This window comes from Achromobacter sp. ACM02 (genome assembly GCF_014851605.1).
GTDB lineage: Bacteria > Pseudomonadota > Gammaproteobacteria > Burkholderiales > Burkholderiaceae_B > Achromobacter > Achromobacter aegrifaciens.
The window spans coordinates 18,103-30,986 of record NZ_JACUZY010000015.1 but is presented as its reverse complement, the minus strand read 5'-3'; the positions used below and the strand labels follow the sequence as shown (position 1 = coordinate 30,986).

Genomic DNA, 12,884 nt, shown 5'->3' with positions numbered 1-12,884 from the left:
GAGCAGAGCTTCCAGCCATACCTAGACCTATAAATCTCGGAGACGCAAAAAATGCAGACTAGTCTGAAACTGCGCCTGGCCGCCGTCGCGGCGCTGGGCACGATTACCTTGTCCCTGGGCGCCGCCCACGCGGCCGACGAGCCGCGCCGCCCGGAATGCATCGCGCCCGCCCAGCCTGGCGGCGGTTTCGACCTGACCTGCCGCCTGGCCACCGAAGGCTTGAAGCAAAGCGGCGCGCTCAAGAGCGCCATGCGCATCGTCTACATGCCTGGCGGCATCGGCGCAGTGGCCTACAACAACATCGTGGCCCAGCACCCGAACGAACCGGGCACCATCGTGGCGTTCTCGGGCGGTTCGCTCTTGAACCTGGCCCAGGGCAAGTTCGGCAAGTACAACGTCAACGACGTGCGCTGGCTGGCTGCCATCGGCACCGACTACGGCGTGGCCGTGGTTCGCAACGATTCCCCGTACACCGACCTGAAGAGCCTGATGGACGCCTTCAAGCAGGATCCGACCAAAATCGTGCTGGGCGCCGGCGGCACCGTGGGTAGCCAGGACTGGATGAAGGCCGCGCTGACCGCCAAGGCGGCTGGCGTGGATTTCAAGAAGATGCGTTTCGTGGCATTTGAAGGTGGCGGCGAAGCCGTCACGGCCCTGCGCGGCGGCCACATCCAGGCCTACATGGGCGATGCGGCAGAAGCCTTCACCATGCTCGAAGGCGGCGCACCCATCCGTGTGCTGGCCGTATTCAACGATCAGCGCCTGCCGGGCAAGCTGGGCACCGTGCCTACCGCCAAGGAGCAGGGCTATGACATCGTCTGGCCGATCATCCGCGGCTTCTATGTCGGCCCGAAGGTGTCGGACAGCGACTACCAGTTTTGGGTCGACGCCTTCAACAAGACCGCGGCCTCGCCCGAGTTCGACAAGCTGCGCCAGCAGCAGGGCCTGTTCCCCTTCAACAAGACGGGTCCCGAGCTGGACGCCTACGTGAAGAACCAGGTCAAGGTCTACGGCGAACTGGCCGATTCGTTCGGCCTCGTCAAGAAGTAAGCCGCAAGGCTCCCCCTTATCGCGTTTTTCAGGATTCCCCGCCGCCGGCATTGCCGCGGCGGCAGGGGAGCGCTGCGCCGCGCGATGCGACTACAACGGAAAAGTGATCATGAACGATCGAATATTGGGCGTGGCGGCGCTAGCGCTGGCCGCCTTCATGACCGCGGCGGGTTGGGGAATCGAAGCCCCGTTCGCCTATGAGCCTGTGGGCCCGCGCGCCTTTCCCTTGCTGCTGGCCTTGATCATTGGCCTGTGCGGCCTGTGGCTGGTCTACAAGGGCGGTCATCAGGTCGAGGCCAATCCGCCCGGCGCCAATGCGCGCATCGCGCTGATGATGGCGTTTGTGGTGGCCTATGCCTTCCTGTTCCAGTGGCTGGGTTTCGTGATTGCGACAACCCTGATGACGATATTCGTCGGCCGCCTGTTCGGGGGCGGTTGGGTCAAGTGCGCCATCGGCGGCGCCATCATGAGCATTCTGTTTTTCTTGCTGTTCGACAAGGTGCTGGACGTGGTCCTGCCTACCGGTTTGTTGGAGACCCTGATATGAGCGGCATTCTTGATCACCTGGCGATAGGCTTTGGCGTCGCCTTTTCGCTGACCAACCTGCTGGTGGCCATGATCGGTTCGTTCATCGGGACCATGGTGGGCGTGTTGCCCGGCCTGGGACCGGTCAACGGCGTGGCGATGCTGATTCCGATCGCGTTCGCGATGAACCTGCCGCCCGAGACCGCGCTGATCCTGCTGGCTGCCGTGTACGTGGGCGCCGAATACGGCGGCCGCATCACCGCCATTCTGCTGAACGTGCCGGGCGAGGCCAGCGCCATCATGACGACGCTGGACGGTTATCCGCTGGCGCGGCAGGGCATGGCCAGCGTGGCGCTGTCGCTCTCCGCCTGGTCCGCGTTCTTCGGCGCCATCGTGTCGGTGGTGGGCATCATCCTGCTCGCGCCGTTGCTGGCCAAGTGGGCGTTGGCCTTCGGCCCCGCCGAGTATTTCGTGCTGATGATTTTCGCGTTCTGCTGCCTGACCAGCTTGCTGGGCAAGCAGCCCGTCAAAGGCGTGCTGGCAGCGATGATCGGCCTGTCGATTTCGGTGGTGGGCGTGGACGCGAACTCCGGCGTGTATCGCTACACCTTCGAATCGGTGCATCTGGCCGATGGCATCGAGTTCGTGGTGGTGGTGATTGCGCTGTTCGCGGTCAGCGAGATGCTGGAAATGCTGGAAAAGGTGATGTCCGGTCATAGCGTCGAGGTCAAGCCCAGCGGCCGCAAACTTTTCAACTTGAAGGAAATGGCGCTCACCTGGTGGAGCGTGGTGCGCAGCTCGCTGGTGGGTTTTGGCGTGGGCGTGTTGCCTGGCGCCGGCGCCAGCGTGGCCGCGGCCGTGGCGTACTCGCAGGAAAAGCGCATCATCGAAGCCAAGGATCCGGACGCAAAGTTTGGCAAGGGCGACATGCGCGGCCTGGTCGCGCCGGAAGCCGCCGCCACGGCGTCGGCCATCGGCTCGTTCGTGCCCATGCTGACGCTGGGCGTGCCCGGTTCGGGTACCACTGCCGTGATGATGGGCGCGCTGACGCTCTACAACATCACACCGGGTCCGGTGCTGTTCGACTCCAAGCCCGAACTGGTGTGGGGCTTGATCGCCTCACTGTTCGTGGCCAACGTGCTGCTGTTCGTCATGAACGTGCCGCTGGTGCGCTTCTTCGCCAAGGTGCTGTCGGTGCCGGGATGGCTGATGGTGCCGGGCATCCTGTGCATCAGCTACATCGGCGTCTATGCCATCAACGCGGGCACTTTCGATCTGCTGCTGGTGGCGGGCATAGGCGCGCTGGGCTACTTCCTGCGCAAGTTCGGCGTGCCGATGGCGCCGCTGGTGCTGGGCGTGGTGTTGGGCAACATGATGGAGCAGAACCTGCGCCGCGCCTTGTCGATGACTGATGGTGACGTCGGCGTGCTGTTCGCCAGCCCGGTGTCGATCTCGATGTGGGTGGGGGCGGCTGCGGTCGTAATCGTGCCGCAGATCATGCGCCGCATGCGCAAAGCGAAAAAGCTTGCCGCTGGTCCGGCCTGATTCCCGGCAGCGCGGCTGTTGTAAAGAGCAGCAGCCCCGCTGCAGACCCTGGGCCGGAAATTGCAAAGGGCGCCTTTTTTATGGGCGCCCTTTTTTTGTTTGTGAATTCGCTTTGGATGGTCTCTATTTTTATTGCGAGCTTTTATTCATGTTTTTCAATAAAAGCGCTTGTATAGAGAGGCAAAGGAAAAGTGAAGTCACTATGTGGCAATCAGTAGAGGGCGTCAGACCTGCGCCAGGCGCTCCAAGGCCGCATCGAGTGTCGCGTCTTTTTTCGCGAAGCAGAAGCGCACGATGCGATGGTTGGATTCCGCCGCGTCGGGCTGTCGATAGAACGCCGATACCGGTATCACCGTGACGCCATGATTCACCGTCAGGTCACGTGCGAAGTCGGCCTCGTTCTGCTTGGAAATCTGGCTGTAGTCCGCCAGCAGGAAAAATGTGCCCGGACTGGGCAGAGGGCGGAAGCGGGTCTTGGCCAGCCCCTGCGCGAGGCGGTCGCGCTTGGCCTGATAGAACGCCGGCAGATCGAGGTAAGGCTTGGGATCGCGCATGAATTCGGCCAACGCGAACTGCATGGGCGAGGGCACGGTGAACACCATGAACTGATGCACCTTGCGCAGTTCAGCGCTGAGCTGGCGCGGTGCGCAGCAGTAGCCGATCTTCCAGCCGGTGGTGTGATAAGTCTTGCCGAAGGACGAGATCACGAAGGCATGCTGTGCCAGCAACGGGCGACGCGCCACGCTGGCATGTGGCTTGCCATCGAACACGATATGTTCATAGACCTCGTCGGACACCAGCAGCACGCCAGTGTCGCGCACGATCGCCTCCAGCGCGTCCAGGTCGCTGTCATCCAACACGGCGCCGGTGGGGTTGTGCGGAAAGTTCAGCATCAAGAGACGGGTCTTGGACGTGATGGCATCGCGCACACGCTGCCAGTCAATGCGGTAGTAGGGATCGGCTTCTGTGGGCGCGCGCAGCGGCACCGGCACGGCGGTGCCGCCTGCCAGGCGGATCGCCGGCAGGTAGGAGTCGTAGCAAGGTTCGATGACGACGACTTCGTCGCCGCTGCCAACGGCGGCCAGCACGGTTGCCATCAGCGCTTCGGTTGCGCCGCTGGTGACGGTGATCTCGGTTTCTGGATCGTAGGCATGGCCATAGAGTTCGCGTGTCTTGGCGGCGATGGCTTCGCGCAAGGGGGCCACGCCCGGCATGTAGGGATACTGGTTGTGGCCGTCGGCCATGGCCTTGGATACGAGGGCGCACAAGGCGGGATCGGGATCGAAGTCGGGAAAGCCCTGGCCCAGGTTGATGGCTTTGTGTTCGATGGCCAGGCGGCTCATCACGGTAAAGATGGTGGTGCCAACGTCGGGAAGTTTGGATCGGATCATGGTGGACGCGAGAGTGAACGTTGCTAGCAGAGAGAGTTTTCGTAAGTATCCCACTAACTCATAATTCGGTTTTCACATGAGCTTAAGGCGCGGCGGTATCGTGGGTCAGAACATGTTGTGGAGGGTGTTGGGCGGTTTGGCGCTTGCATTGGCGGGCGCGTTGTTGGCGGTGTGGGCGCACATCCCGTTGCCGTGGATGCTGGGCGCGTTGCTGGTGACCGCGGCGACACGCATTGCGGGCTTGGGCACCGCGTGCCCCAGGCCGGCGCGCAATGCTGGCCAGTGGGTGATCGGTACTTCGTTGGGGCTTTACTTCACGCCGCAGGTGATAGGTCACATTGGCAGCAATGCGGGACCCATCATCGTCGGCATGTTGTTCGCATTGGGCCTGGCTTTCATGGGCACGGCGATCCTGCGCCGCTACACCGATGTGGATTTCAAGACGGCCTGGTTTTCTTCCGCCATCGGCGGAGCCAGCGAAATGGCGAACCTGGCAGAGCGTCATGGGGCGCGCATAGACCGGGTGGCCACGGCGCATAGCGTGCGTGTGCTGATGGTGGTGGTTGCCGTGCCCTTCATCTTCCAGTGGTGGGGCGTGGCGGGACTGGATCCCACGGTTCCTGGACCCAAGGTGGTCCATGCTTGGGGGCTGGCGGCGCTGGTCGCGCTGACCTGCGTCGGCGGCGCCGCCTTCATGAAGCTGCGGTTGCCGAATCCCTGGGTGCTGGGCCCGATGTCGGTCGCCATGATCCTTACGGCCAACGGCATCGAGCTGTCGGCCCTGCCGGACTACGTTCCGAAGATAGGCCAATTGCTGATCGGCTGGTCGCTGGGCGACCGCTATCGGCCGGATTTCTTTCGGGCCGCGCCGCGTTTTATTGCCGCTGTGGCGAGCTTCACGGTGGCCGCATTGGCGCTGGCGTTCGGTCTGGGCGCCTTGCTGTCGCTATGGTCCGCCGCGCCCATACCCACCTTGATTCTTGGCACTACGCCGGGTGGCATTGCAGAGATGGCAATCACCGCCAAAGTGCTGCAGCTAGGGGTCCCAGTGGTCACCGCCTTCCATGTCACACGCATGGTTTTTGTGGTGATAGTGACTGGCCCGATCTACGCATTTATGGCGCGTCGGCAGGGCCTCAAGCCCTAGCGGAACGAGACCCAGTATTAAAAATACGACATTGGGGTAAACAACTATATGAGTCTGTAATGTGTGCTGAGTATGCTGATTACGCAGTTGATTCAAGCAGCGCGCGGACTCGTTCTGCAGCTAGGCGGCAAGCGGGAACGCAGCAGCAACGCAGGTACTTCTACCGGTCGTTCAGTTCTCACGGCGTCCTTGATTCATTGCATTTCGAGTTAATTACAGGACGCTAGAAAAAATGGCTCAGAAGGGCAAAGTTAAGTGGTTCAACGCTGACAAGGGTTACGGTTTCATCACGCCGGACGTTGGTGGTACCGATGTTTTCGCACACTTTTCCGCCATCCAGGGCCGCGGCTATCGCAGCCTGAACGAAGGCCAGGAAGTCGAATTCGAAGTCAAGGATGGTCCGAAAGGACCTCAAGCGGCCGAAATTCGCCCGCTCTAAATCGGGAAATCCCAATTTCCCGTCCGCCAGGCTCGGCCTGGCTACAACGCCCCAAGACCGGAAGGTCTGGGGCGTTGTTTCATTTGGGCGACCGACGCCTGATCAGCTAGTTCTGCGTGAATAGTTAGTATTCACTAACATATTCTCCGGCCGTGGATAAGTTTGTGGATAATTATTTTTGGGCATGAGCATTTTGATGCTCAGCAATGAAGCAATTGCTTATCCGTAGCCAGGTTTTGCACAGTTATCCCGTCCTTCTTGGAACGGCATCGGGGGCCAGCTAGGCTGCTTGGGTTTATTCGGCTTTGCTGTGATGTTCGCGTTTCTATATGGCCTTTCCCTAGGGAATACAGGCATTTAACGCAATATTGAGCAGATCTCAGCCGGAATAAGGGCGACGCGGCCGTAATGTCCTGAGGCCGATCTGGCCCGTTTTTGATTGCACGGCGGCCGGTTGTTCACAAAGATATCCCCATCCCGGTTATGCACAGAATTACACCCTTTGGCGCCCTGAGATGGCTCAAACGCCTGTGGATAGAAATGGGGATAGGGTCCGGAAGTAGGGGGCCTGAGTGAAGATATCCGAAGTGGTGCACGCGACTTTGGACCACGTGGACGGAACCGGATCGTGGACGCCGCGGTCAATCATAGGTGAGCCCGAATCGCGCTCGGCGAGTTTTCCACAGGGTTTCACATGAAAGGCTGGATCTCACCCATAAGGATGATGGCGCGGGTTGCGGCAGACGGGCAAGATAATTGTCTGGTCAATGAATCCGTGCGACCTGACCAACGGTGTCCGCGTAGTGGCGGACCGCAGGATTCAATGTGTGGATAGGTCTGTGAATAATCCGTCTCCACGTTTTTTGCGGTGTTAAGAGCAGGATGCGACGGCAGAGTTCCTCGCTATATTCAGAGGCGAGGGTTGTCATGGTGGGTTTTCGAGAATTCATTGTGGCAGTGACGACGATCTTATCCACATAGTTTTCCACGGTTTTTTGCGTCGTTATCAAGTTGGTTTGAAAGCCGAGTTTCCTCAGTTTGGTAAGCATCCAAAATAGAAATAATCGATTGCTGCCATAGGGAAGACAGTTGGGCATTTGTGCTTTTTCACGCTTCTTGGCACTTTGCGAAGTCGGTCACACTGCGCCGTTTTATGGCACGCCAGGCATTGGCCTTCAATGACTTATCCCCAGAGTTGTTCCACGTGAAACCGCGAATGTCGGTAGCTATCGGATCTGCTAGCTGTTGATAACACTGTGCAGGACTTAATAGCTCTGCTGCGAGAGTTCTTTGTCCGTCTGATTTCCCGCTTCTGAGTTATCCCAAATTTCTGCGGCATAGACTCGCCTTGAGCGGCAGGTATCGCCTCGGCGTGAGGTGCGGGCTTGGACAAGAGGAACTTTCCAAATTGGCGGGTTTGGACATTTCAGGTCCTAGCCAGTTTGGCGCAGGGCGGATAAGAAGAAATCTTATGTTGGTTGCGCTGCGTTAGGGCTGACGAGATAGTTCGAGTTCCGTACGTGTGGATTTGACTCTCCACGACTACAGCTGTTTCGCCGCACTTATCAACACTCAAGTTCCACGTGAAACGCAAAAAATGCTCTGTTTCGGGTAAGGGGTAGGGTAGGGGTTGGAAAATCGCCTTTTTTTTGGATGAACCTTCATGGGATTGAAATCATAAGGTTTCATGAGACGAGATGACTTGGTACGGATCTTGAGCGACGAGGCTCAAGCGGATGCCGGTATTCCTATCTCTGCCGGCCTTTGGAGTGCTGCGTTCGTGTTTCACGTGGAACATTCTTGGGTGTGAAACAGGCCTCTTTTTCTTTTGCTCGCCCGCTGCATGCTCAACGTTTCACGTGAAACATTGATCATCTGCTGCGTATAGGCAACGATGTTTCACGTGAAACATCGATAGTGCGGATGGTCAAAATTGACATCCTGGCGTCCTCAAATGGCGCAAAGGCTCATGACGATATGGCATGCGACGCTTGGTCGTGGTTGGACTGTAGTTGGAGTATGCAATCGTGATTGGTATTGAGCGCGGCCACTTTACCAGCCGAACGAGCTCTCCATGCCGCGGTAGGGGGGATGTTTCACGTGGAACATCCGGGGATTCAGCATATGGGCGAGAGGACGAATCACTCTAGGCAGGGAATAGGGTGTTCATATACGCGGGCGACACCACGGAGATCCGACATGTTTCACGTGGAACATACCTCACTCACCCGTACTCGCATATGGCGAATTGAGGGCAACGGGCGGGTAAGCGCAAGGCAAATGGGGGCTTTGAGGAACGGTAATGCAGCAGTAAGGACGTGACTTGGCCAGATAGGTACGACGTTTCACGTGAAACATGGTGCGGCAAAGCAGTGGCACTTGCCGACATATTCATGCCTTAGAAGTCTGTGAAGCTGTTTTTTCCCGACGGCGCTTTCGGCTTTATCAGGTTCTTGCTGCGCCGAAGCATGTTTCACGTGAAACATGCAATCCCTGCCTCTATAATGAGCACCGAACGCTCTCTCTTACCTCCCCCCATCATGGACTATCCCCGCGAATTCGATGTCATCGTCGTCGGTGGCGGCCACGCCGGCACCGAAGCTGCGCTGGCTGCTGCCCGCACCGGCGCCCAGACGCTGCTGCTGACGCACAACATCGAAACCCTAGGTCAAATGTCTTGCAATCCCTCCATTGGCGGGATCGGCAAGGGCCACCTTGTCAAAGAAGTCGACGCCCTGGGCGGCGCGATGGCCTTGGCGACGGATGAGTCGGGGATTCAATTCCGCATCCTTAATGGATCGAAGGGACCAGCAGTCCGCGCTACGCGCGCCCAGGCTGACCGCGTCCTCTATCGCAAGGCCATCCGTGGCCGCTTGGAAAACCAGCCAAACCTCTGGCTCTTCCAACAAGCGGTCGAGGATCTGATGGTGGAGGGCGACCGTGTGGTCGGCGCCGTTACCCAGATCGGTTTGAAGTTTCGCGCCAAGTCCGTGGTGTTGACCGCAGGCACGTTCCTGAACGGCCTGATTCACGTGGGCCTGCAGAACTATTCGGGCGGCCGTGCCGGCGACCCTCCTGCGATCTCCCTGGGGCAACGCCTGAAGGAACTGGCCTTGCCGCAAGGACGTTTGAAGACCGGCACGCCGCCGCGCATCGACGGCCGCTCGATCAACTACAGCATCCTGGAAGAGCAGCCTGGCGATCTGGATCCGATTCCCGTGTTTTCCTACATGGGCAATGTCGCCATGCACCCGCGCCAGCTGCCTTGCTGGATCACGCATACCAACGCCCGTACCCATGACATCATCCGCGGCGGCCTGGACCGCTCGCCGATGTACAGCGGCGTGATCGAGGGGGTGGGGCCGCGTTACTGCCCGTCCATCGAAGACAAGATCCATCGCTTTGCCGACAAAGAGTCGCACCAGGTCTTCCTGGAACCGGAAGGGCTGGATACCCACGAGGTTTATCCGAACGGCGTGTCGACGAGTTTGCCGTTCGATGTGCAGCTGGCGTTGATCCATTCCCTGCCCGGCCTGGAAAACGCGCACATCTTGCGCCCCGGCTACGCTATCGAGTACGACTACTTCGATCCACGTGGATTGAAGAGCACCCTGGAAACCAAGGCGATCACGGGCCTGTACTTTGCCGGACAGATCAACGGCACCACCGGCTACGAAGAAGCGGCCGCCCAAGGGCTACTGGCTGGCGTCAACGCCGCGCTGTTCTCGCTGGAGCGCGAGCAATGGACTCCGCGCCGCGACGAGGCTTATCTGGGCGTGTTGGTGGACGACCTGGTCACGCGTGGCGTGACTGAGCCGTACCGCATGTTTACGTCCCGGGCCGAATACCGGCTTAGCCTGCGCGAAGACAATGCCGACCTACGTCTGACCGAAATCGGTCGCCGCCTGGGAATTGTGGATGACGCCCGCTGGGATGCCTTCAATCGCAAGCGCGACGCGGTGTCCGCGGAAGTCGAACGTTTGAAATCCTCCTGGGTGAATCCGCGTATACTGCCCGCCGAAGTTGCGGAACCGCTGCTGGGCAAGGCAATTGAACGTGAGTACTCACTTTCAGATCTGCTGAAACGACCCAATGTTTCCTATGAAGCCTTGATGGCTGCCCGCAATGCCGACGGCTCGCTCCTGGCCGGCCCCGGGGTGATGGAAGACGAAGTGCTGGCCGAGCAGGTCGAGATCCAGGTGAAGTACGCCGGCTACATCGACCGCCAGCAGGTTGAAGTCCAGAAGCAGATCGCGCATGAACAGCAGGCCATACCTGCCGATGTCGACTACGACGCGGTGACCAGCCTGTCGTTTGAAGTGCGCCAGAAGCTCAAGGCGCATCGCCCGGAAACCATCGGCCAGGCCGCGCGCATTTCCGGCGTCACTCCCGCTGCAATCTCATTGCTGCTGATCCATCTGAAGCGCCTGCATTACGGCTCGCGCAAGCAAGCGGCATGAGCGCGCACGCCGATACGGCCGGCGCGGACATGGCCGGCCGCCTGTCTCGCGCCTGCGAGCAACTGGGGCTGGAGGCCGATGCCGCCACGATGGCCAAGCTGCTGAACTATCTGTCGCAGATGCAGCGCTGGAACCGGACCTATAACCTCACCGCCATCCGCGATCCGCAGCAGATGCTGATCCAGCACCTGTTCGACAGCCTGGCCGCTGTGGGGCCGTTCAGCGAGGCGCTGGGCGCTTCTGGTACGCCGGCCAAGGTCTACGACGTCGGATCGGGCGGCGGCCTGCCAGGCGTCGTTCTGGCGATCATGCGGCCCCACTGGTCGGTGACCTGCGTGGACGCAGTTGAAAAGAAGACGGCCTTCGTGCGGCAGATGAGTGGCGTGCTGGCCTTGCCCAATCTGCAGGCCAGCCACGCGCGCATTGAAACGCTGACTCCGGCCGAGTGCAACATCGTGACGTCGCGCGCCTTCGCTTCCTTGGACGATTTTGCGCAACTCGCAGGTCGCCATGTACGCAACGATGGTACCCTCGTCGCCATGAAGGGCAAGGTCCCCGAGGACGAAATACAGGCGCTGCATGCGCGCGGAGAATGGCAAGTCGATCACATCCAGCAGTTGCGCGTGCCTGAATTGCAGGCCGAACGCTGCCTGATCTGGATGCGCCGTAGTCAAGGAACCCTATGAAGAACATACCCCCCAGCACCTCCGCCCGCGTTTTCTGCATTGCCAACCAGAAGGGCGGTGTGGGCAAGACGACGACCGCCATCAATCTGGCGGCGGGCCTTGCCACGCACAACCAACGTGTGCTGCTGGTGGACCTGGACCCGCAAGGCAATGCCACGATGGGCAGCGGCATCGACAAGAACTCGCTCGAGTCGAACCTGTACCAGGTGCTGATCGGTGAATCCAACATCGAGCAGGCTCGCGTGAAGTCCGAGTCTGGCGGCTACGACGTGCTGCCCGCCAACCGCGAACTGTCCGGCGCCGAGATCGACCTGGTGCAGATGGAACAACGCGAGCGCCAATTGAAGGCCGCGATCGACACGGTCGCCACGCAGTACGACTTCGTGCTGATCGATTGCCCGCCCACGCTGTCGCTGCTGACCTTGAACGGCCTGGCCGCCGCCCATGGCGTCATCATTCCGATGCAGTGCGAGTACTTCGCGCTGGAAGGCCTGTCCGACCTGGTCAATACCATCAAGCGCGTGCACCGGAACATCAACGACGATCTGCGCGTCATTGGATTGTTGCGCGTCATGTTCGATCCGCGCATGACCCTGCAACAGCAGGTCTCCGCGCAACTAGAGGCGCATTTCGGCGACAAGGTTTTCAAGACCGTAGTGCCGCGCAACGTGCGTCTGGCCGAAGCCCCCAGCTACGGCATGCCTGGCGTGGTGTACGACCGCGGCTCGCGCGGTGCGCAGGCCTACATCTCGTTTGGCGCTGAAATGATCGAGCGCGTGAAGAAGGATCTGAAGTAGGCCACAACCATGTCCGCCGTCCCGCTCTTTTCCCAGACCGAAATGCCAGTCGCCGGTATGCCGCGCATCGATGCGCGCGACAGCCTGCGCACGCGTCTGGAAGAGGCAGCGTTGAACGCGACCGCGGTCGGCGCGCAGGTGCTTTTCGATGGCTGGCTGGTGCGATTCGCGCCCTCGTCGGCCAAGCGCGCACGCAGTATCAATGTGCTGGGGTTATCCACACGTCCGTTGGACGAGCGGCTGGCGTATTGTTCATCGTTGTATGCGCGCCATGGCTTGCCCATGGTGCTGCGCATTACCTCCATCGGTCCCGATTTTTCCCTCGACGCCGAACTGGAGTCCCGCGGTTATACCTTTACCGACGAGACCCGAGTCATGTGCATGCCGCTCGCTCCCAGGCCCAGCGTCCGGGGCGATCTGCTTTTCAATATTGTCGATACCGGGCGCTTCGCGGCGGCGGTCGGGGCAATGCGCAACTCGGAATCCGCACACATCGCCGAACATCGGACGCGCTTGCAAGGACTGGCTGTGGATATCTCGCCGGTGCTGGCAACGGACACGGCGGGGCAGTGCGTTGCCGCGGGCCTGGCTGTCCGCGACGGTGACTTGCTGGGCCTGTTCGATATCGTCACCGACCCGGGGCAGCGGCGCAAAGGCTACGCAGCCGCCCTGATTGAACACTTGTTGGCAACAGGCGCCACCGGCGGCGCCACGACAGCCTATTTGCAGGTTGAGCCGGAGAATACCGCCGCGCGCGCCTTGTATGGCCGCTACGGTTTCAAAGACTGTTACGCGTATTGGTACCGCCTGCCCGCCGAGCAGACGGACGCCTGAGCCAGGCTCG

10 protein-coding genes are annotated in these 12,884 nt (G+C 60.3%); 9 read left to right on the top strand and 1 reads right to left on the bottom strand.

Annotated features, from left to right (window positions below):
• The first annotated feature begins 51 nt into the window (after positions 1-51).
• The 3 genes from IB258_RS29560 to IB258_RS29550 all read left to right on the top strand — a co-directional run bounded on the left by IB258_RS29560 (position 52) and on the right by IB258_RS29550 (position 3,120).
• Positions 52-1,050, top strand: coding sequence for a tripartite tricarboxylate transporter substrate binding protein (locus IB258_RS29560; RefSeq protein ID WP_054455831.1), 999 nt, complete (start codon positions 52-54; stop codon positions 1,048-1,050).
• A 109-nt stretch (positions 1,051-1,159) separates the two neighbouring features.
• The gene (locus IB258_RS29555; RefSeq protein ID WP_119449769.1) at positions 1,160-1,597 is read left to right on the top strand and encodes a tripartite tricarboxylate transporter TctB family protein; all 438 of its coding nucleotides are present in this window, start codon (positions 1,160-1,162) and stop codon (positions 1,595-1,597) included.
• Entirely contained in the window at positions 1,594-3,120 is a 1,527-nt protein-coding gene (locus IB258_RS29550; protein ID WP_125470751.1) for a tripartite tricarboxylate transporter permease, read from the top strand. Before IB258_RS29555 ends, IB258_RS29550 begins: the two co-directional genes overlap by 4 nt.
• A gap of 224 nt (positions 3,121-3,344) precedes the next feature.
• Here the strand turns inward: IB258_RS29550 and IB258_RS29545 are convergent, their stop codons facing one another.
• Positions 3,345-4,511: a pyridoxal phosphate-dependent aminotransferase gene (locus tag IB258_RS29545; RefSeq protein WP_119449767.1), complete on the bottom strand. Its 1,167-nt coding sequence runs from the start codon at positions 4,509-4,511 to the stop codon at positions 3,345-3,347.
• Between the two features lie 76 nt (positions 4,512-4,587).
• Here IB258_RS29545 and IB258_RS29540 point away from each other — a divergent pair, with 76 nt between their 5' ends.
• The 6 genes from IB258_RS29540 to IB258_RS29515 all read left to right on the top strand — a co-directional run bounded on the left by IB258_RS29540 (position 4,588) and on the right by IB258_RS29515 (position 12,874).
• Entirely contained in the window at positions 4,588-5,658 is a 1,071-nt protein-coding gene (locus IB258_RS29540; protein ID WP_119449766.1) for an AbrB family transcriptional regulator, read from the top strand.
• A 232-nt stretch (positions 5,659-5,890) separates the two neighbouring features.
• Positions 5,891-6,097, top strand: a complete 207-nt coding sequence (locus IB258_RS29535) for a cold-shock protein (protein WP_006216596.1) — start codon at positions 5,891-5,893, stop codon at positions 6,095-6,097.
• A 2,540-nt stretch (positions 6,098-8,637) separates the two neighbouring features.
• Positions 8,638-10,557 carry a tRNA uridine-5-carboxymethylaminomethyl(34) synthesis enzyme MnmG gene (gene mnmG / locus IB258_RS29530; RefSeq protein ID WP_054455843.1) on the top strand — a complete coding sequence of 640 codons (1,920 nt, stop codon included), beginning with the start codon at positions 8,638-8,640 and terminating at the stop codon, positions 10,555-10,557.
• Positions 10,554-11,243: a 16S rRNA (guanine(527)-N(7))-methyltransferase RsmG gene (gene rsmG / locus IB258_RS29525; protein ID WP_119449765.1), complete on the top strand. Its 690-nt coding sequence runs from the start codon at positions 10,554-10,556 to the stop codon at positions 11,241-11,243. Before mnmG ends, rsmG begins: the two co-directional genes overlap by 4 nt.
• Positions 11,240-12,040 carry a ParA family protein gene (locus tag IB258_RS29520; protein WP_054455845.1) on the top strand — a complete coding sequence of 267 codons (801 nt, stop codon included), beginning with the start codon at positions 11,240-11,242 and terminating at the stop codon, positions 12,038-12,040. The genes rsmG and IB258_RS29520 overlap by 4 nt, the downstream gene beginning before the upstream one ends.
• Before the next feature lie 9 nt (positions 12,041-12,049).
• Positions 12,050-12,874, top strand: a complete 825-nt coding sequence (locus IB258_RS29515; protein WP_192353569.1) for an N-acetyltransferase — start codon at positions 12,050-12,052, stop codon at positions 12,872-12,874.
• The last annotated feature ends 10 nt before the right edge of the window (positions 12,875-12,884 follow it).

What these genes read in the sequence shown, in the direction of transcription:
- rsmG (WP_119449765.1), top strand. Translation starts at nt 10,554, where the DNA reads ATGAGCGCGCACGCCGATACGGCCGGCGCGGACATGGCCGGCCGCCTG.
- IB258_RS29520 (WP_054455845.1), top strand. Translation starts at nt 11,240, where the DNA reads ATGAAGAACATACCCCCCAGCACCTCCGCCCGCGTTTTCTGCATTGCC.
- IB258_RS29560 (WP_054455831.1), top strand. Translation starts at nt 52, where the DNA reads ATGCAGACTAGTCTGAAACTGCGCCTGGCCGCCGTCGCGGCGCTGGGC.
- IB258_RS29550 (WP_125470751.1), top strand. Translation starts at nt 1,594, where the DNA reads ATGAGCGGCATTCTTGATCACCTGGCGATAGGCTTTGGCGTCGCCTTT.
- mnmG (WP_054455843.1), top strand. Translation starts at nt 8,638, where the DNA reads ATGGACTATCCCCGCGAATTCGATGTCATCGTCGTCGGTGGCGGCCAC.
- IB258_RS29545 (WP_119449767.1), bottom strand. Translation starts at nt 4,511, where the DNA reads ATGATCCGATCCAAACTTCCCGACGTTGGCACCACCATCTTTACCGTG.
- IB258_RS29555 (WP_119449769.1), top strand. Translation starts at nt 1,160, where the DNA reads ATGAACGATCGAATATTGGGCGTGGCGGCGCTAGCGCTGGCCGCCTTC.
- IB258_RS29540 (WP_119449766.1), top strand. Translation starts at nt 4,588, where the DNA reads ATGAGCTTAAGGCGCGGCGGTATCGTGGGTCAGAACATGTTGTGGAGG.
- IB258_RS29535 (WP_006216596.1), top strand. Translation starts at nt 5,891, where the DNA reads ATGGCTCAGAAGGGCAAAGTTAAGTGGTTCAACGCTGACAAGGGTTAC.
- IB258_RS29515 (WP_192353569.1), top strand. Translation starts at nt 12,050, where the DNA reads ATGTCCGCCGTCCCGCTCTTTTCCCAGACCGAAATGCCAGTCGCCGGT.